This window comes from Pseudomonas sp. MWU12-2037 (assembly GCF_023242345.1).
In the GTDB taxonomy this organism is placed as follows: domain Bacteria; phylum Pseudomonadota; class Gammaproteobacteria; order Pseudomonadales; family Pseudomonadaceae; genus Aquipseudomonas; species Aquipseudomonas gingeri_D.
The window spans coordinates 497,457-516,757 of the sequence record NZ_JALLIZ010000002.1 but is presented as its reverse complement, the minus strand read 5'-3'; the positions used below and the strand labels follow the sequence as shown (position 1 = coordinate 516,757).

Annotated in this window: 17 protein-coding genes; 14 read left to right on the top strand and 3 right to left on the bottom strand. The window is 62.0% G+C overall.

Annotation, left to right across the window (positions count from 1 at the left end):
* Nucleotides 1–165: 165 nt before the first annotated feature.
* From rpsP to M5B42_RS05540, 10 genes are all read left to right on the top strand, one after another.
* Nucleotides 166–417, top strand: coding sequence for a 30S ribosomal protein S16 (gene rpsP, locus M5B42_RS05585; protein WP_017124058.1), 252 nt, complete (start codon nucleotides 166–168; stop codon nucleotides 415–417).
* A 5-nt stretch (nucleotides 418–422) separates the two neighbouring features.
* A complete protein-coding gene (gene rimM, locus M5B42_RS05580; protein WP_103494908.1) occupies nucleotides 423–959 on the top strand; it encodes a ribosome maturation factor RimM in 537 nt (178 codons plus the stop codon).
* 3 nt (nucleotides 960–962) lie between these two features.
* Entirely contained in the window at nucleotides 963–1,715 is a 753-nt protein-coding gene (gene trmD, locus M5B42_RS05575) for a tRNA (guanosine(37)-N1)-methyltransferase TrmD (RefSeq protein ID WP_100944698.1), read from the top strand.
* Between the two features lie 45 nt (nucleotides 1,716–1,760).
* Nucleotides 1,761–2,111, top strand: a complete 351-nt coding sequence (gene rplS / locus M5B42_RS05570) for a 50S ribosomal protein L19 (RefSeq protein WP_100944697.1) — start codon at nucleotides 1,761–1,763, stop codon at nucleotides 2,109–2,111.
* Nucleotides 2,112–2,233: 122 nt separating this feature from the next.
* On the top strand, nucleotides 2,234–3,130 hold the full coding sequence (gene xerD / locus M5B42_RS05565; RefSeq protein WP_152740180.1) for a site-specific tyrosine recombinase XerD: 897 nt from the start codon (nucleotides 2,234–2,236) through the stop codon (nucleotides 3,128–3,130).
* Nucleotides 3,131–3,262: 132 nt separating this feature from the next.
* Nucleotides 3,263–3,994, top strand: coding sequence for a DsbC family protein (locus M5B42_RS05560; protein WP_177099710.1), 732 nt, complete (start codon nucleotides 3,263–3,265; stop codon nucleotides 3,992–3,994).
* A gap of 139 nt (nucleotides 3,995–4,133) precedes the next feature.
* Nucleotides 4,134–5,438: a homoserine dehydrogenase gene (locus tag M5B42_RS05555; RefSeq protein ID WP_177099711.1), complete on the top strand. Its 1,305-nt coding sequence runs from the start codon at nucleotides 4,134–4,136 to the stop codon at nucleotides 5,436–5,438.
* 30 nt (nucleotides 5,439–5,468) lie between these two features.
* A complete protein-coding gene (gene thrC / locus M5B42_RS05550; protein WP_248745221.1) occupies nucleotides 5,469–6,878 on the top strand; it encodes a threonine synthase in 1,410 nt (469 codons plus the stop codon).
* Nucleotides 6,879–7,081: 203 nt separating this feature from the next.
* Nucleotides 7,082–10,606, top strand: a complete 3,525-nt coding sequence (locus M5B42_RS05545; RefSeq protein ID WP_248745274.1) for a transporter substrate-binding domain-containing protein — start codon at nucleotides 7,082–7,084, stop codon at nucleotides 10,604–10,606.
* Between the two features lie 87 nt (nucleotides 10,607–10,693).
* Nucleotides 10,694–11,959: an EAL domain-containing response regulator gene (locus M5B42_RS05540; protein ID WP_248745220.1), complete on the top strand. Its 1,266-nt coding sequence runs from the start codon at nucleotides 10,694–10,696 to the stop codon at nucleotides 11,957–11,959.
* A gap of 12 nt (nucleotides 11,960–11,971) precedes the next feature.
* Here the strand turns inward: M5B42_RS05540 and M5B42_RS05535 are convergent, their stop codons facing one another.
* Entirely contained in the window at nucleotides 11,972–12,652 is a 681-nt protein-coding gene (locus tag M5B42_RS05535; protein WP_152740183.1) for a response regulator transcription factor, read from the bottom strand.
* 169 nt (nucleotides 12,653–12,821) lie between these two features.
* On the opposite strand from M5B42_RS05535, the gene M5B42_RS05530 reads away from it, so the two are divergent.
* Entirely contained in the window at nucleotides 12,822–13,112 is a 291-nt protein-coding gene (locus tag M5B42_RS05530; protein ID WP_248745219.1) for a DUF3509 domain-containing protein, read from the top strand.
* Between the two features lie 162 nt (nucleotides 13,113–13,274).
* Here M5B42_RS05530 and M5B42_RS05525 read toward each other — a convergent pair whose 3' ends face one another.
* Nucleotides 13,275–14,174 (bottom strand): TIGR02285 family protein, encoded by a 900-nt coding sequence (locus tag M5B42_RS05525; protein WP_103494916.1) that lies wholly within the window; start codon nucleotides 14,172–14,174, stop codon nucleotides 13,275–13,277.
* Between the two features lie 51 nt (nucleotides 14,175–14,225).
* Nucleotides 14,226–15,425 (bottom strand): CaiB/BaiF CoA-transferase family protein, encoded by a 1,200-nt coding sequence (locus tag M5B42_RS05520; protein WP_177099719.1) that lies wholly within the window; start codon nucleotides 15,423–15,425, stop codon nucleotides 14,226–14,228.
* A 138-nt stretch (nucleotides 15,426–15,563) separates the two neighbouring features.
* On the opposite strand from M5B42_RS05520, the gene M5B42_RS05515 reads away from it, so the two are divergent.
* The 3 genes from M5B42_RS05515 (at nucleotide 15,564) to M5B42_RS05505 (ending at nucleotide 19,276) form a co-directional block, all read left to right on the top strand.
* Nucleotides 15,564–16,106, top strand: a complete 543-nt coding sequence (locus M5B42_RS05515) for a YaeQ family protein (RefSeq protein WP_100944687.1) — start codon at nucleotides 15,564–15,566, stop codon at nucleotides 16,104–16,106.
* A gap of 8 nt (nucleotides 16,107–16,114) precedes the next feature.
* Complete coding sequence (recJ, locus tag M5B42_RS05510) at nucleotides 16,115–17,824, top strand: single-stranded-DNA-specific exonuclease RecJ (protein WP_103494918.1); 1,710 nt, start codon at nucleotides 16,115–16,117, stop codon at nucleotides 17,822–17,824.
* Nucleotides 17,825–18,169: 345 nt separating this feature from the next.
* The gene (locus M5B42_RS05505; RefSeq protein ID WP_103494919.1) at nucleotides 18,170–19,276 is read left to right on the top strand and encodes an NADH:flavin oxidoreductase/NADH oxidase; all 1,107 of its coding nucleotides are present in this window, start codon (nucleotides 18,170–18,172) and stop codon (nucleotides 19,274–19,276) included.
* Nucleotides 19,277–19,301: the final 25 nt, after the last annotated feature.

The following is a 19,301-nucleotide window of genomic DNA, read 5'->3' as shown; positions in this document are numbered from 1 at the left end:
GCCGTTTTAACGACGGCTCTATGGCAAATCCAGATTGCACGGCGCCGGGCGCCGGAAAAAGTCATTTGCAAAAGTCCGTATATTCCTTAGAATATGCGGCCTTTCGGGCACCCATGCCCGCTGTGCATTTAGATTTGCAGCACCGACTACAGGAACGATGTTCACATGCTAACAATCCGTCTTGCCCTTGGCGGCTCCAAAAAGCGCCCGTTTTACCACCTGACCGTAACCGACAGCCGCAACGCTCGTGACGGTTCGCACAAAGAACAAGTGGGTTTCTTCAACCCGGTTGCTCGTGGTCAGGAAGTTCGTCTGTCCGTGAACCAAGAGCGCGTAGCCTACTGGCTGAGCGTTGGTGCACAACCTTCTGAGCGTGTTGCTCAGTTGCTGAAGGAAAACGCTAAGGTTGCGGCCTGAGCAATATGAACGCGACGCCGGCCTCTACCGATGATTTGATCGTTATCGGCAAGATCTATTCCGTTCATGGCGTTCGCGGCGAAGTGAAGGTTTATTCCTTTACTGATCCAATTAAAAACCTGTTGGACTACAAAACCTGGACGCTCCGGCGCGAAGGCAGCGTGAAACAGGTAGAGCTGGTCAGCGGACGCGGGAACGACAAGTTCCTGGTCGCAAAGCTCAAGGATCTCGATGATCGTGAAGAAGCGCGTCTTCTGGCCGGTTATGAGATCTGCGTGCCGCGCAACCTGTTCCCAGACCTGACCGACGGCGAGTACTACTGGTACCAGCTGGAAGGTCTCAAGGTCATCGACACCCTCGGACAACTGTTCGGGAAAATCGATCACCTGCTGGAGACTGGCTCGAATGATGTCATGGTGGTCAAGCCTTGCCCGGGCAGCCTGGATGATCGCGAACGCCTGTTGCCCTATACCGAGCAATGCGTGTTGGCTGTCGACCTGGTCGCTGGCGAGATGAAGGTGGATTGGGACGCGGACTTCTAAGCGATGGCTAGCCTACGCGTAGAAGTGATCAGTTTGTTTCCCGAAATGTTTTCCGCCATCAGCGACTACGGCATCACCAGTCGTGCGGTGAAACAGGGGCTCTTGCAGCTGACCTGTTGGAACCCGCGGGACTACACGACGGATCGACATCACACTGTGGATGATCGCCCATTTGGCGGTGGTCCGGGCATGGTGATGAAGATCAAGCCCCTTGAGGACGCCCTGGTTCAGGCCAAGGCAGCGGCAGGGGAGGCGGCGAAGGTGATTTACCTGTCGCCCCAAGGCCGGCAACTGAATCAGTTGGCGGTACGCGACCTGGCGAAAGAGGAAGCCTTGATCCTCATTGCAGGTCGTTATGAAGGCATTGACGAGCGCTTTATAGATGCTCATGTCGATGAAGAGTGGTCGATTGGGGACTATGTTCTTTCCGGTGGCGAGCTGCCGGCGATGGTCCTGATAGATGCGGTTACACGGCTGCTGCCCGGAGCTTTAGGGCATGCGGACTCCGCGGAGGAAGATTCCTTCACGGATGGTTTGCTGGATTGCCCGCACTACACCCGTCCGGAGGTGTATGCGGATCAGCGTGTTCCCGACGTGTTGCTCAGTGGCAACCACGCACATATCCGGCGTTGGCGTCTGAAGCAGTCCCTTGGCAGGACCTCGGAACGACGCGCCGATCTTCTGGAAAGCCGCTCGCTTTCTGGAGAAGAGAAGAAGCTGCTCGAGGAATACATCCGCGAGCGGGACGATAGTTAACAACGTATCGATGGTAGATCGAACGATTTACCTTAGGAGCACAGCATGACTAACAAAATCATTCTGCAACTCGAAGCCGAGCAGATGACCAAAGAGATCCCTACCTTTGCCCCGGGCGACACCATTGTCGTTCAGGTGAAAGTGAAGGAAGGCGACCGTTCGCGTCTGCAAGCGTTCGAAGGCGTGGTAATTGCCAAGCGTAACCGCGGTGTGAACAGCGCGTTCACCGTACGTAAAATCTCCAACGGTGTTGGCGTAGAGCGTACTTTCCAGACCTACAGCCCGCAAATCGACAGCATGGCTGTCAAGCGTCGCGGTGATGTACGTAAGGCCAAGCTGTACTACCTGCGCGACCTGTCGGGTAAAGCAGCTCGCATCAAGGAAAAACTGGCTTAAGTCCAGCTTCCGATGCAGAAAAAAGCAGCCTACGGGCTGCTTTTTTGCATTTCGGGTTTTGAAAAAGCCGTGGCGCGCTGTCACAGTTGATCTGCTTATCGCCTTTTGCTTTTCGAGCCCTTATGCCCGCCATCGATCACCCGCTTATCGACCAGTTTCTCGACGCCCTGTGGCTGGAAAAAGGTCTGTCCGACAATACCCGTGACGCTTATCGCAGCGATCTGGCGCTGTTCAACGGCTGGTTGCAGGAAAAAGGCCTGGAGCTGGACAAGGCCGGCCGTGAGCTGATCCTCGATCACCTGGCCTGGCGCCTGGAGCAGGCCTATAAACCGCGCTCCACCGCGCGCTTTCTCTCCGGTGTGCGCGGCTTCTATCGTTACCTGTTACGTGAAAAGCTGATTGCCGTCGACCCGACCTTGCAGGTCGAGATGCCGCAATTGGGGCGGCCCTTGCCCAAATCCCTGTCGGAAGCGGATGTGGAGGCGCTGCTGGCCGCCCCGGATCTTGGCGAGGCCATCGGCCAGCGTGACCGGGCCATGCTCGAAGTGCTTTATGCCTGCGGGCTACGGGTCACCGAACTGATCAGCCTGACCCTGGAACAGGTCAACTTGCGCCAGGGCGTGTTGCGGGTCATGGGCAAGGGCAGCAAGGAGCGGCTGGTACCCATGGGCGAAGAGGCGATTGTCTGGGTTGAACGTTATATGCGCGATGCTCGCATCGAACTGCTCGGCGGACGCCCCAGCGATGTGCTGTTTCCCAGCCAGCGCGGCGAGCAGATGACCCGCCAGACCTTCTGGCACCGGATCAAGCACCAGGCCAAGGTCGCCGGGATCGGTAAATCGTTGTCGCCGCACACCTTGCGTCATGCCTTCGCCACGCACCTGCTCAACCACGGCGCCGACCTGCGGGTGGTGCAGATGTTGCTCGGCCACAGCGACCTGTCGACCACGCAGATCTACACCCATGTGGCCCGTGCGCGGTTGCAGGATATGCATGCCAAACATCACCCGCGCGGCTAAGCTACACAGGGGTTCGGCCCCGCCGGGCTTATGTGATAGGCTCTATCGGTTTGCAAAGCGGGCGCTTGAAACCGATCAGTTTCCCCGCGGTCGTATCAGCCTCGGCCCCTTTGCCCGCCTTCAGGAGTTCCCATGCGTTTGACCCAGATTTTCGCCGCTGCTGCCCTCGCCCTGGTCAGCTCCCTGGCCTTGGCCGACGACACCGCCGAGCAGGCGATTCGCAAGAGCCTCGAAAGCCTTCAACTGGAAACCCCGGTGGAGAGCATCAGCGCCAGCCCCCTGGCCGGTCTCTATGAGGTCCGGCTCAAGGGCAGCCGCGTGCTCTACGCCAGCGCCGACGGCCAATTCGTCATGCAGGGCTACCTGTTCCAGCTCAAGGACGGCAAGCCGGTCAACCTCACCGAGAAAACCGAACGCCTGGGCGTGTCCAAGCTGATCAACGGTATTCCGGTGGCCGAAACCGTGGTCTACCCGGCCATCGGCGAAACCAAGTCGCATATCACCGTGTTCACCGACACCACCTGCCCGTACTGCCACAAGCTGCATGCCGAAGTGCCGGCGCTGAACAAGATGGGCATTGAGGTGCGCTACGTCGCGTTCCCGCGCCAGGGTCTCGGCTCGCCGGGCGACGAGCAGTTGCAGGCGGTCTGGTGCTCGGCCGACAAGAAAGCGGCGATGGACAAGATGGTCGAAGGCGATGAAATCAAGGCCGCCAAGTGCGCCAACCCGGTTTCCAAGCAATTCGCCCTCGGTCAATCCATTGGTGTCAATGGCACGCCGGCAATTGTTTTGGCCGATGGTCAGGTAATTCCGGGCTACCAGCCGGCGGCACAAGTTGCCAAACTGGCACTGTCCGCCAAGTAATTCAGCCTCGTCACGTTCAACCTGTGACGAGCGTGGCCCGCGGGACAGGGTTCCCGGGTCATCAATAGCGAGCCGCTGGCAGTCCAGCGGCTGTTTTCCACGGCCGACCTCGTGTCGGCCGTTTCATGGGGAGTTCAGAGTGAAACCGGTCAAAGTAGGCATCTGTGGGTTAGGTACCGTCGGTGGCGGCACCTTCAACGTACTTCAGCGTAACGCCGAGGAGATTGCCCGCCGTGCCGGGCGTGGAATCGAAGTGGCTCAAATTGCCATGCGTACGCCAAAGCCTCAGTTCCAGACCACCGGTATTGCGATTACCCACGATGTCTTCGAAGTGGCGAGCAACCCAGAAATCGATATCGTCGTCGAACTGGTGGGCGGCTACACCGTTGCCCGCGAGCTGGTGCTCAGCGCCATCGAGAACGGCAAGCATGTGGTCACCGCGAACAAGGCGCTGATCGCCGTGCACGGCAATGAAATCTTCGCCAAGGCCCGCGAGAAGGGCGTGATCGTTGCGTTCGAAGCTGCCGTGGCCGGTGGTATCCCGGTGATCAAGGCGATTCGCGAAGGCCTCTCGGCCAACCGTATCAACTGGGTCGCCGGTATCATCAACGGCACCGGTAACTTCATCCTCACCGAAATGCGCGAGAAGGGCCGTACCTTCGAAGACGTGCTGGCCGAAGCCCAGGCCCTGGGTTACGCCGAAGCCGATCCGACCTTCGACGTCGAAGGCATCGATGCCGCGCACAAGCTGACGATCCTGGCATCGATTGCTTTCGGTATCCCGCTGCAATTCGACAAGGCCTACACCGAAGGCATCACCAAGCTGACCACCGCCGATGTCAACTACGCCGAGGCCCTGGGCTACCGCATCAAGCACCTGGGCGTGGCCCGCAGCACCGCCGCCGGTATCGAGCTGCGCGTGCACCCGACGCTGATCCCGGCCGACCGCCTGCTGGCCAACGTCAATGGCGTGATGAACGCGGTGATGGTCAATGGCGACGCTTCCGGTTCGACCCTGTTCTACGGGGCCGGTGCCGGCATGGAACCGACCGCCTCGTCGGTCATCGCCGACCTGGTGGACGTGGTTCGCGCCATGACCAGCGACCCGGAAAACCGTGTACCGCACCTGGCCTTCCAGCCGGACTCGCTGTCGGCCCACCCGATCCTGCCGATCGAAGAGTGCGAAAGCGCCTACTACCTGCGCATCCAGGCCAAGGACCATCCGGGCGTGCTGGCCCAGGTCGCGAGCATCCTGTCGGAACGCGGCATCAATATCGAATCGATCATGCAGAAGGAAGTCGAAGAACACGACGGCCTGGTGCCGATGATCCTGCTGACCCACCGCGTGCGCGAACAGCATATCAACGACGCCATCGCGGCGCTGGAGGCCCTGCAAGGCGTGGTCGGCCCTGTCGTGCGGATCCGTGTCGAGCACTTGAACTAAGCCGGCGCTGCCGATCAAGAGGAATTTTTCATGCGTTACATCAGTACCCGTGGCCAGGCACCGGCCCTGAACTTCGAAGACGTGCTGCTGGCGGGGCTAGCCAGCGACGGCGGCCTCTATGTGCCGGAAAACCTGCCGCGCTTCACCCAGGAGGAAATCGCTTCCTGGGCCGGCCTGCCGTATCACGAACTGGCGTTCCGGGTCATGCGCCCGTTCGTCACCGGCAGCATTCCGGATGCGGACTTCAAGAAGATCCTTGAGGAAACCTACGGCGCCTTCTCCCATGGCGCCGTGGCACCGCTGCGCCAACTGAACGGTAACGAATGGGTGCTGGAGCTGTTCCACGGCCCGACCCTGGCGTTCAAGGACTTCGCCCTGCAACTGCTCGGTCGCCTGCTCGACTACGTGCTGGCCAAACGCGGCGAGCGCGTGGTGATCGTCGGCGCCACTTCCGGTGATACCGGCTCGGCCGCCATCGAAGGCTGCAAGCACTGCGAGAACGTCGACATCTTCATCCTCCACCCGCACAACCGGGTGTCCGAGGTGCAGCGTCGGCAGATGACCACCCTGTTCGGCGACAACATCCACAACATCGCCATCGAAGGCAACTTCGACGACTGCCAGGAAATGGTCAAGAACAGCTTCGCCGACCAGAGCTTCCTCAAGGGCACACGCCTGGTCGCGGTGAACTCGATCAACTGGGCGCGGATCATGGCCCAGATCGTCTACTACTTCCACGCCGCCCTGCAACTGGGCGGCCCGGCCCGTTCGGTGGCGTTCTCGGTGCCGACCGGCAACTTCGGCGATATCTTCGCCGGCTACCTGGCACGCAACATGGGCCTGCCGATCAGCCAACTGATCGTCGCGACCAACCGCAACGACATCCTGCACCGCTTCATGAGCGGCAACCAGTACGTCAAGGACACCCTGCACGCGACCCTGTCGCCGTCCATGGACATCATGGTCTCGTCGAACTTCGAACGCCTGCTGTTCGATCTGCATGGGCGCAACGGCGCGGCCATCGCCGGGCTGATGGACACCTTCAAGCAGGGTGGCGGTTTCAGTGTCGACCAGGACCGCTGGAGTGAAGCACGCAAGCTGTTCGACTCCCTGGCCGTGGATGATGCCCAGACCTGCGAGACCATCGCCGAGGTTTTCGCCCAGAGCGGTGAGGTCCTCGATCCGCACACCGCCATCGGCGTGCGCGCGGCCCGTGAGTGCCGGCGCAGCCTGGACATCCCGATGGTGATCCTGGGGACCGCGCATCCGGTCAAATTCCCTGAGGCTGTGGAGAAGGCTGGCGTAGGAAAAACACTCGAACTACCTGCGCACCTTTCCGATTTGTTTGAGCGAGATGAGCGTTGCACCGTCTTGGCCAATGACTTGAAAGTCGTCCAGGCCTTTGTCAGCCAGCATGGTAACCGTGGTAAGCCGCTCTGACAGACTAGAACGGTCACACATTAAAGCCCGCCCCTTGGCGGGCTTTATCGTTTTCGCATGTCAAACTTGCCTTGTTTTTTTGCCATTTCCTGAAATGGACCGAAGGGGGCAGGTAGTTCGTCATGGTGTTTTTGGGTCGATCCATACAATCCGTTCTGGCCAGTCTGTGCGGGTGGCTGTTGCTCTGCGTGCCCGTCAGTGCGATGGCGGCCCAGGGCCTGCCGTTCAGCTTGCCGCCATCGTTCGTCGAGGTCGAGCGGCTCTCCCTGAGCCCGGAGGAGGAGCAATGGCTGGGGCCCGAACGGACCTTGCGGGTGGGGATTTCGGTTGCCGACTATGAACCCGTCGACATCACCAATGATCGCAACCGCTACCAGGGCATCAGTGCCGATTACGTCGGGCTGATCCGCGATCGCCTGGGGGTCGAAGTCCAGGTCCTCGGCTTCGGCGAACGCGACCAGGCGGTCGAGGCCCTGCGCAGCGGGCAGATCGATATCCTCACCAGTGCCAACGGTTACGAGCGAGGCGTGCCCGGGTTGACGTTCTCCAGCGACTATATGCCGGACCGTTCGGTGATCGTCGGCCGCGTCGGCGGTCATGGCTTTCACGACCTGAACGGCAAGAAGGTGGTACTGCTCGACGGTTACGCCGACGCCCAGGTGGTACACGCCACCTACCCGCAGAGCGAAATCATCCTCGCCCCGACCCTCTACAGTGCCCTGGAGGCGTTGTCCCAGGGCGAGGTCGAGGCGTTTATCGGCAACGAGGTGATTGTCCGCGCCTACAAGAGCCTGCGGCCCTACATGGGCGTGCACATCAAGGACAAGAGCGACTTGCCGCCGATTGGCTTCGCCTTTGCCACGCGTGAGTCCGATCATGTGCTCAGCGCCCTGGTGGAGCGGGTCCTGGACAATACCGACAACGCCACGCGGCGGGAGATCCTCGCCCGCTGGACCACCGGCTTCGGCTCGGACATCACCCAGCAGCGCATCAGTCTCACCGACGCGGAGCGGGCCTGGATCGACCGTCACCCCAAGGTCACGGTGGTGGCCCAGCCGTATCCGCCGCATATCTACAAGGATGGTCACAACCGTTGGGTCGGCCTCAATCCGGACCTGCTGTCGCGCATTTCGCGCATGACCGGCCTGCAGTTCGAGTTCCGCGAAACCGGCTCCACGGCTGAAAGCGTCGATCTGCTTCACGACGGCAAGGCGTTGATGAGCACCACGCTGGCCGAAAGTGTCGAGCGCAAGACCTTCCTGAACTTCACCTATGCCTTTGGCGGCAGCGCCTGGGTGTTCGTGGTGCGCGTGCACGACTCGCCCCTCGGCTCGCTCTCGCAGTTGTCCGGGCGGGTGCTGGTGATGCCGGAGAAACATGCGCTGGAGCCGATGATCCGCAAGAACTACCCGGATATCCAACTGATCACGGTGAAGACGCCGGAGGAGGCCAGGGCGATGGTCGAGCGCGGCGAGGCGACCGCGACGATCCAGAGCGATACGCGGGCCTACCTGTATCCACCCGGACGACTGAAGGTCGGGCGCAGTGTCGAGGGACTCTGGTCGGCGGACAGTTTCTCGGTGGTCAAGACCGAGCCGGAACTGCTCAGTATCCTGAACAAGGCCCTGGAGGCGTTTCCCGTGGCCGAGCTGCGCGCGTTGCGGATCAAATGGCATGGCGCGATCGGCGTGGCGCCGATGCGCCCGGTCTGGGAGCGGGTACCGCGCTGGGTCTATGGCCTGACGGCGGTGATGATCCTGCTGGGGGGCGTGTCCCTGGCCTGGAACCGCCGACTGAACGTCCAGATTCGCCAGCGCCGCCGGGCCGAACAGGAGCTCAGCGATCAGCTGGCCTTCCAGCGCGCCTTGCTCGACGGTATCCCCAATCCCATCTTCGTGCGCGACCTGGACGGTCGCCTGATAACCTGCAACCGCAGTTACGAGGAACGTTTTGCCACCACCCTGGAGCAGGTACAGGGCCGACGGATCACCGAAGTGGATATTTTGCCCCAGGCCACCGCGGAGCAACTGCATGCCGAGTTTATCCAGTTGTTCGAGACCCAGCAGCCGTTGTTCCAGGACCGCCAGCTCGACTTCGCCAGCGGCCGGATCGATATCTATCAGTGGATGGTGCCGTTCTACTCGGCTGAGGCGCAGTTGCAGGGACTGCTCGGTGGTTGGATCGACATCACCGAACGCAAGCAGCTCGAGGCTCAACTGATGGAAGCGCGCCAGCAGGCGGAGCAGGCCAACCAGGCCAAGAGCGCGTTCCTGGCCACCATGAGTCATGAGATTCGCACCCCCATGGTGGCCATCATCGGCCTGCTCGAACTCGAGCGCGAGCAGGCCCGGGCCAATGGACAGGAACTCTCCCAGGCGCTGCAGGTGGCTTATCAATCGGCGCAGGAACTGACGGCCTTGATCGGCGACAGCCTCGATCTGGCGAAGATCGAGGCCGGCGGCATGCACCTGGCGTTGCGTGCCGGTTCCCTGGTCGGGTTTCTGGAAAGCGTGCTGCAACTGTTCGAGGCCGCGGCGCGGGGCAAGGGCATTGAGCTGAGCCTGGAGGTGGAGCCAGGGCTGGAGGGGGATTACTGGTTCGACCCGCTGCGTTTGCGCCAGGTGTTGAACAACCTGATCGGCAATGCGCTGAAATTCACCGCCGAGGGCTTCGTGCACATTCACGTGTGTAGTGTGTCGTGCTCCGCGGACCTGGAAACCCTGCGCATCAGCATCGAAGACAGCGGCAAGGGGATCGGCCTCGAACAGCAGAAGACGCTCTTCGCACCCTTTGTCCAGATCCGTGGTCAGGCCGATGAAGAATATGGCGGCACGGGCCTGGGCTTGAGTATCTGCAAGCAACTGGTGGAGTTGATGGGCGGCAGTATCGTCTTGTTGAGCCGGCCGGGAGATGGCACGCGGGTGCGTATCGAGCTGGCGCTCAAGCCCGTGGAGCAGGCCCCGGCCGCGCCTGCCGCAGTGGAGGAGTCCAGGCCTCGGCTGCCGTCGTTCAAGGTGTTGATTGTCGACGACCTGTCCGCCAACTGCCTGGTGCTCAAGCAGCAGTTGAGCTTTCTCGGCCAGCAGGTCGTTGCCTGCCAGAGTGGCGAGGCGGCGTTACAGGCCTTGCAGCAGGAACCGTTCGATCTGGTGATCACCGATTGCAATATGCCGGACATGAGCGGCTATGCGCTGGCCGAGGCGATACGCCGGATCGAGGCCGAGGAGCGGCGTCCGCCGTGCCCGGTGGTCGGTTGCACGGCCAATGCCATGAGCGACGAACGCCAACGCTGCCTGCAGGCGGGCATGACCGAACTGCTGGTCAAGCCGGTTTCCCTGGACGAGCTGGCGCAACTGCTGGCGAGCATCGTGCCCGGGCGTTCCTTTGATATTCAGGCCCTGAGCGCCATGACCTGTGCCAATGCGGAGGTCATGCGCCGCATGTTGCTGGAGCTGCGCAAGAATCTCGAACAGGAGCGCGGGGCCCTGGAGGTCGCGGCCGAGTTGCACAACTGGGAAGGCCTGGCGGTGGCGGTCCATCGGCTCAAGGGCATCGCCTGTCTGATCGATGCCATCGCCCTGGCCCATGCCTGCGCCGACCTTGACAGCTGCGTGCGGCTCAAGTCCAACGAACGGGTGGCGGCGGACTGGCAGGCACTCAAGCAGGCCATCGAACGGGTGCTGGAGGATATCGAGCCGCATCTGCAGGCGGATATCCCGGCATTTTAGGACTTGTCCTATGGGGTGCGGGTGGGCGGTTGATTAAAGTCGAGGGTCATTGCGGACCACGACCGCCTTATTTTGCGGAGCCCCTCGATGCGCGCACTCAAAGTCCTGATTCTTGAAGACAACTCTTTTCAACTGATGGCCCTGCACCAGATGCTCAATGCCACCGGCGTCTTTGATGTGCTGACGGCGGAAAACGTCGAGAGTGCACGCCAGTCGTTGGCCAATCGCGGCCCTATCGATGTGGCCATCTGCGACCTGCAACTGGAGGCGGGTGACGGCCTGGAGTTGATTCGTTCCCTGGCTGAGGAGCGGGAAGCGCAGGCACTGATCATTCTCAGCAGTGCCGAGCAGGAGGTGCTCGAGGGGGCTGCGCATATGGCACGCCAGCAGGGGCTGCATGTCCTCGGCTGCCTGCGCAAACCGGCGTCGGCCGCGGCCCTGGCGGACTTGCTGGCAAGCTACCAGCAACGTTTCGCCCGGCAGCGCCCTGGCCTGCCGCTGGCCCAGGTCTGCGAGTTGCTGTCGCTGCACGAACTCCAGGCCTGCGCCGGGGCTTCGGCTGTCGAAAAATACGCGACCGCGCACTTTCAGCCCAAGCTGACCCATGACGGTCGAGTCGCCGGGGTCGAGGTGTTGCCGCGCTGGCAGCATCCGGAGCAAGGCCTGTTGCTGCCTGGCAGTTTCATGCCGGTACTGGAGTACGCGGGGCTGGCGCAGCCGCTGATCTGGCAGGTGCTGGAGTTGGCGGTGAGCCTGTCGGCCGAGGTACGTTTCGCCACGGATGAGGCCTTGCCGGTGGCGGTGAGTATTCCGGGGAGCCTGCTGGAGCAACTGGACTTCGCCGAGCGGCTGAAGGCCTTGCTGGAGCGCTTCGAGTTACCCGCCGAGCGCTTGACCCTTGAGGTACTGGAAAGCGCCGAGTCCAGCAGCAGCGTTGCGCTGACTGAAGGCTTGCTGAGGTTGCGCATGCTGGGCTGCCAGCTGTCCGTCGGCGATTTCGGCATGGGCGGCGGCAGCCTGCAGCGCCTGCTCGAACTGCCTTTCACCGAACTGAAGATCACCGCGCCCTTCGTGGTCGGGATGGCCGCGGATTCACGCAAGTCGGCGATTGTCGCCGGAGCCTTGCGCATGGCGCGGGGCATGAACTTGCAGGTGGTGCTCAGCGGGATCGAGAGCGAAAGCGACTACCAGGCCGTCATGGCCCTGGGCGACTCGCTGATTCAGGGGGACTTCGTCGCCGTGTCCATGAGCCGCGCCGAACTCTTGTCCTGGCTTGAAGTGGCGGGGTTCGGCCCGGTTTACCCCTTGGCCGGGCCTTTGAAACACGCCGCCCTGCACAGCGTCAATCTGTAGCGTCCGACCCACTCAGGCCAGGCCATGTTCCTGCAGGTAGAGAAACAACGCCGCATCGTTGGACAGGCCGAGCTTGCGCATGGCGCTGACCTTCTGCGCACTCACCGTCTGCTTGCTGCGACACAACTGCGTGGCGATTTCACCGACGGTGCGCCCGGCCGCCAGCAGGCGTGTCACCTCCAGCTCCCGGGGTGAAAGTTGCTCCTGGTCGCCCAGGCGGTGTTCGCCGACCTCGCCGGCCAGCGCCAGGGTCTGGCGAATCGAGTTGGCCACATAGGGCCGTCGGTGGCGGACCTGGGCGATGGCCTCCGGCAGCTCGGCGGCCAGGCTGGCCTTGCTCAGCAGTCCCATGACCCCGAGATCGAGAATGGAGCGGAACAGCCCGGCGTTGTTGAGCATGGTCACCACCACGACCGGCAGTTGCGGGTGTTGCCGAGTCACGCTTTCAAGCATGCGCAGGCCGTCGCTCTGCTGTTCGACCGGCATCATGAAGTCGGTGACCAGTACCTCGCAGGTACAACGTTGCAGAAGCTCCAGAAGATCCTCTGGCGAGCTGGCCTCGCCGACCACACTCAGTCCGGGATCGCGTTCGAGGACGGCGCGCAGGCCGATCAGGAAAATCGGATGATCGTCTGCCAGGATGATGCGCAAAGGCGGCGGGGACGCTGAATTTCGTTGTTTTCTCTCTGTCATCTTTCTCGTTCATGCTCGCAATGGAACGGTAGACGCAGCGTCTTGAGGCGCGGCTTCTACCGATATCAGGTTAGCTGGCTTGACGAACTTTCTTCTCTGACTGGCGGTCTTTGACTCCAGCCCCCTTGTTTTTGACCTGTCGGGTTTTGACTATTGAGTGGTGATCGAGATGGAAAGTATCAGTCTGTTGCTGAATGAAGCATTGAGTCCTTATCCCGTCACCCTGACGCCCTCGGGCAGTCACGGTGAGTGTCTGCTGACGGTGAACAGTCGCGCCGGCCTGATCCTGCTGACCCGTGAAATCAGCCAGGCGCAACTCAACGACAAGCGTTTGTTGACCGATGTGGTCGATGGGCTGCATCGCGACCTGCGCATTGCCGAAGGACGCCTGGAACCCTGCGTGATCGCGGCCTTGCGTCATGCGGCTGAGGACAAGATGTTCCGCTCGGCTCGAGTGTAGAATTTTTTGGGGAACCTTTTTTCCGAAAGGGGTGTCAGATTTATAACGGCAGGATCAGGCATTGTGCTCCGGTGCTTGTAGCTTGTCGTACTGGTCTTTGTAGGCCACGTTTAACCCCGAGTCGTTTCCCCACTTCTCGGGGTTTCTTTTGTCTGGCGTTTGTCACTGGTCCTCAGGCGCCAGGAAAAACTGCCTGGCGTCTTCCCGATAGCTGTCCCGTTGTTGCGGGTCGAGCCATTGCACATAGAAATCGAGCAACTGATGCTGGCGCACTTCACGCAGGATCTGGTTGATGTGCGCGACAGCCGTGCGCCCCTGCTCCGTGTCCGAGCAACCGACGCGAATGAACTGGTACTTGGCGGTGCCCTTGAGCCGATAGAACGCCAGGCTCTCGGTGGCGATACCTTGTTGCTGGGCCAGGTAGCGGACTTCCGGCCAGTAGCCGAGTAGCGCGGTCAAGCGTCCGAGACGCTGCATTTGCAACAGGTTGCCGAGGGCATCGTTGCCGAAATGCGGCGTCAGGTGGGTCGCGGCTGTCCGTTGCAACAGATCGTCGATCGACTGGCCGTAGCTGCGTCCAGCGACAATCCCCAGTTTGAGCTGATCGCTGGCCAGCAGGGCGGCGAGGTCGACCTCACCGTCCTGGACAAACGGCTCGATCAGCCGACGGTCCTCCTGGCGTACCACCAGCCCGTTGCTGGCCAGGCCGAGGCTGGGAATCGAGAAGACAATTTTCTTGGTTCGCTCCGCGGTCCAGAGCAGGACCGGGTCGCAGGTGAACGAAGGCTCGGCGAGCATCTGCATGGCCCGCGCGCGGTTGACCCGGAAGGATGTGTACTCGTACTCGGGCATGGCGGCGGTCAACAGCTGGCGCAGCTGATCGATGGCGCCCAGGCCTTTTTGCGGGCCGTCGAAAATGGTCAGTGGCGGCAGGTCCCGCAGCAACCAGATCAGCGTGTCCTTGGCCTCGGCAACGCTCGGCAGGGCGCAGGCGAGCGCCGCCAGCAGGGCGAGGGCTGGTCGTCGACAGAGCACGTGTTGCCAGAGAAATCGAGGACTCATGAGGTCCATACCTTCTGCGCAGTCAGGTCAAAGTCTTGCCACCACGGCACCCTAGATAGCGCCGCTATCGCGCAAGCGGGCAATCTGCGCGGCGTCATAACCGAGGCTAGCCAATATCGGGGTGTTGTGCTCGCCCAGTTCCGGTCCTACCCATTCGCTGGAGCCCGGGGTCTCCGACAGTTTTGGCACTATCCCCGGCATCTTGAAAGCCTTGCCGTCGGGCAGCTTGGCCTGGATAAACATTTCCCGGGCGAGAAACTGCGGGTCGCTGAACATGTCTTCGGCGCTGTAGATCCGGCTGGCCGGCACCTCGGCCTGGTTCAGGGTGGCGAGCACCGCGTCCAGCGATTGGCTGTTCACCCAGCGATCGATCACGCCATAGAGTTCGTCACGCCGGCTGTCGCGGCCATCATTGCTGGTCAGTACCGGGTCGTCCGCCAGGTCGTTGCGGCCGATGGCCTGCATGAAGCGCTTGAAGATCGCATCGCCATTGGCGCCGATCTGCACATGCTTGCCATCGGCCGTGGTGTGGATCGAAGAGGGCGTGATCCCCGGCATGATGTTGCCGGTGCGCTCGCGGATAAAGCCGAACACATCGAACTCCGGGACCATGCTTTCCATCATGGCGAAGATCGCCTCGTACAAGGCCACGTCCACCACCTGGCCATTGCCGCCGTTGACTTCGCGATGACGCAGGGCCATGAGCGCGCCGATCACGCCCCAGAGCGCGGCAATTGAGTCACCGATGGAAATCCCGGTGCGCACCGGTGGGCGGTCCTCGAAGCCGGTGATGTAGCGCAAGCCGCCCATGGACTCACCGACCGCGCCGAAGCCCGGTTGATCCTTCATCGGTCCGGTCTGGCCGAAGCCCGACAGGCGCACCATCACCAGTTTCGGGTTCAGCGCATGCAGGGTTTCCCAGCCGAGACCGAGCTTTTCCAGCACGCCGGGGCGGAAGTTCTCGATCAGGATGTCCGCGTCGCTCAGCAACTGCTTGAGGATGGCCAGGCCGTCCGGGTGTTTCAGGTTCAGGGTCAGGGATTGTTTGTTGCGCGCCTGGACAAACCACCACAGCGAGGTGCCCTCGTAGAGCTTGCGCCATTTGCGCAGCGGGTCGCCGCCGTCCGGCGATTCGACCTTGATCACCTGGGCGCCGAATTCGGCGCAGATGCGGGAGGCGAAAGGGCCGGCGATCAGGGTACCGAGCTCAATGACCTTCAGGCCGGAAAGGGGTTTGGCGGTGAGCGGCATGGTAGATCCTGTAGGACAACACGGGGCAATAGAGCCTTTTATCATGGCTGGCGCCATCCGCATAACTGCGAGCAGTCGTTGCTTGCCCTGCGTATCGGTTAGACTGGCCGCCTTTCCTCGTCCTTAGAAGCCCTGTTCATGGCCCAGCCGTCCACGACCTACAAATTCAACCTGAACCTCACCGACCTGGATCGCGGGGTCTATGAGAGCGTCAACCAGACCATCGCCCGCCACCCGTCGGAAACCGAGGAACGCATGACCGTGCGTCTGCTGGCCTACGCCTTCTGGTACAACGAGCAGCTGTCCTTTGGTCGGGGTCTGTCGGAAGTGGATGAGCCGGCACTGTGGGAAAAGAGCCTGGATGATCGTGTACTGCATTGGATCGAAGTCGGCCAGCCGGACGCCGATCGCCTGACCTGGTGCTCCCGTCGTACCGAGCGTACCAGCCTGTTGGCCTACGGCAGCCTGCGGGTCTGGCAGACCAAGGTGGTCGACGCGGTGAAGAACCTGAAGAACGTGAATATCGCCGCCGTGCCCCAGGAAATCCTCGAGACCCTGGCCAAGGACATGCCGCGGGTGATCAAGTGGGACGTGATGATCAGCGAAGGCACGATCTTCGTCACCGACGATCGTGGCCAGCATGAAGTCCAGCTGGAATGGCTGATGGGCGAGCGCGGTTAATTATTCCCATGCGTATCGAACCCCGCCCGCTGCCCGCCACACTGCCGTTTCTCGGTGATCTGCCGCCGTTGTTGACCCGCCTGTACGCCGCGCGTGGCGTGGTATCCGAGGACGAGTTGGACAAGAGCCTGGCGCGGCTGATTCCCTTCCAGCAACTCAAGGGCATCGACGCGGCGGTGGACCTGCTGGTGACTGCACTGGAGCAGCGTCAGCGCATCCTTATCGTCGGCGACTTCGATGCCGACGGCGCCACCGCCAGCACGGTCGGGGTATTGGGCCTGCGCCTGCTGGGCGCGGCCCATGTCGACTATCTGGTGCCGAACCGCTTTGAATACGGCTATGGCCTGACTCCGGAAATTGTCGCCGTGGCCTTGCAGCGCGAGCCGCAATTGCTGATCACCGTGGACAACGGCATTTCCAGCATCGAGGGTGTGCAGGCGGCGAAGGCGGCGGGGCTTCAGGTGCTGGTCACCGACCACCACTTGCCCGGCAGCGAATTGCCGGCGGCCGATGCCATCGTCAACCCCAACCAGCCGGGCTGCGAGTTTCCGAGCAAGGCCCTGGCCGGCGTCGGGGTGATTTTCTACGTGCTGATGGCCTTGCGTGCGCGTTTGCGCAGCCTGGGTTGGTACGCCAGCGCGCCGCAGCCAAATATCGGCGAACTGCTCGACCTGGTGGCGCTGGGCAGCGTCGCCGACGTGGTACCGTTGGATGCCAACAACCGCATCCTGGTGCACCAGGGCCTCGAGCGGATTCGCGCCGGGCGTGCGCGGCCGGGGCTCAAGGCGATCCTGGAGGTGGCCAAGCGCGACCATTCACGGCTGACCTCCACCGACCTGGGGTTTATCCTCGGCCCGCGTCTGAATGCGGCGGGGCGCCTGGACGACATGAGCCTGGGCATCGAATGCCTGCTCTGCGAGGACCCGGCCCTGGCCCTGGAAATGGCCAGCCAGCTCGATGAGATGAACAAGGACCGCAAGTCCATCGAACAGGGCATGCAGCGCGAAGCGCTGGCCCAGCTCAAGGACCTGCCGCTGGAGTCGATGCCGTTCGGCCTGTGCCTGTTCGAGCCGGACTGGCACCAGGGGGTGATCGGTATCCTCGCCTCGCGAATGAAAGAGCGTTATCACCGTCCGACCATCGCCTTTGCCGATGCGGGCGATGGCATGCTCAAGGGCTCCGGCCGTTCGGTGCCGGGATTCCATATTCGCGATGCCTTGAGCGTGGTGGCGGCGCAATACCCGGAGCTGATGGGCAAGTACGGCGGTCACGCCATGGCGGCGGGTCTGAGCCTGCCCCAGGAAAATTTCCCGTTGTTTGCCGAAGCCTTCGACGCCGAAGTGCGCCGTCAGCTGTCGGAAGACGACCTGACCGGACGCCTGCAGACCGATGGTTCGCTGGCCATCGAGGAGTTCAACCTGGAACTGGCCCGGGCGCTGCGCAATGCCGGTCCCTGGGGCCAGCATTTCCCCGAGCCGCTGTTCCATGGTGTGTTCCAACTGGTGGAAAAACGCATCGTCGGCGAGCGGCATCTGAAGGTGGTGCTGAAAAGCGAATGCGGTTCGCTGAAGCTTGATGGTATTGCCTTCGGTATCGATCCGGAGCTGTGGACCAACGCGCGGGTCGACTGGGTGGAGCTGGCCTACAAGCTCGACCTCAACGAGTTCCGTGGCAAGGAAAGCGTGCAGTTGATGATTGCCCATATCGAGCCGCGCTGAGACCTGTTGAGGGGATGCGGTCCGTCTTCCGTGGGAGCCGGCTTGCCGGCGATGAGGCCTTTGGGTCTTGCATCGCCTGCCCGGACGCCATCGCTGGCAAGCCGGCTCCTGCAGGGACCGTGTTGATTGATGTTATGAGGGCAGGTTACAGGCGATTCAGCCGGTTTAAATCCGCTGAACCCTCCCGCCTGTGCCGTTGTCGACTAGTCTGTAAGCACTGTCTGAATGGTCTTGTGACGTCGTCCTGTTTTTTACCCGCTGGGGGGCGGTTCTCCACCACTCTTGTCACTTGCCGACGTTCTAACAGAACCCTGGAGCCAGCCCACTTGATTTGAGAGGTGCCCCATGAGTCTGCTGCTCGAACCCTATACCCTTCGCCAATTGACCCTGCTCAACCGCATCGCGGTCTCGCCTATGTGCCAGTACTCCAGTGTCGACGGCCTCGCCAACGATTGGCATCTCGTCCACCTGGGCAGTCGGGCGGTGGGCGGGGCCGGGCTGATTTTCACCGAAGCCACCGCGGTCACCGCCGATGGCCGGATCACCGCCCAGGACCTGGGCCTGTGGAACGACGAACAGATCGAACCGCTGCAACGCATCACCCGGTTTATCACCGCCCAGGGCGCGGTGGCGGGCATCCAGCTGGCCCATGCCGGGCGCAAGGCCAGCACCCATCGACCCTGGCTGGGCAAGCATGGCAGCGTCAAGCCCGAGGACGGTGGCTGGACCCCGGTCGGCCCTTCGTCGATTGCCTTCGATCCGCAGCACACATCGCCCACCTCCCTGGACGAGAGCCAGATCGCCGAGGTGATCCAGGCGTTTGTCGCGGCGGCCAAGCGGGCACTGATTGCTGGTTTCAAAGTGGTCGAAGTGCATGCGGCCCATGGTTATCTGCTGCACCAGTTTCTATCGCCCTTGAGCAATCAGCGCCGTGACCAATACGGCGGTTCGTTCGAAAACCGGATTCGTCTGGTGTTGCAGGTAACCGAAGCGGTGCGGGCGGTCTGGCCTGACGAGTTGCCGCTGTTTGTGCGGGTGTCGGCGACCGATTGGGTGGAAGACGGTTGGAATCCGGACGAAACGGTGGAGTTGGCGCGGCGTCTGAAAGCCTTGGGTGTCGACCTGATCGACGTGTCTTCGGGCGGCACCGCTGCCAATGCGGAAATCCCCACGGGCCCCGGTTATCAGACCCGTTTTGCCGAGCGCGTACGCAAGGAGTCCGATATCGCCACCGGTACCGTCGGATTGATTACCGAACCGGCCCAGGCCGAGCATATCCTGCGCACCGGCCAGGCGGATATGATCCTGTTGGCCCGTGAGTTGTTGCGCGACCCTTACTGGCCGCTGCATGCCGACGATGACCTGGGAGGGCGCAAGGCGATCTGGCCGGCGCAGTATCAGCGTGCGACCCATCGCGATCAGCCGATTCATGAGTCGGATTTGCGTGATTGAGGGTTGGAAGCTTGCCGTAAGGCGT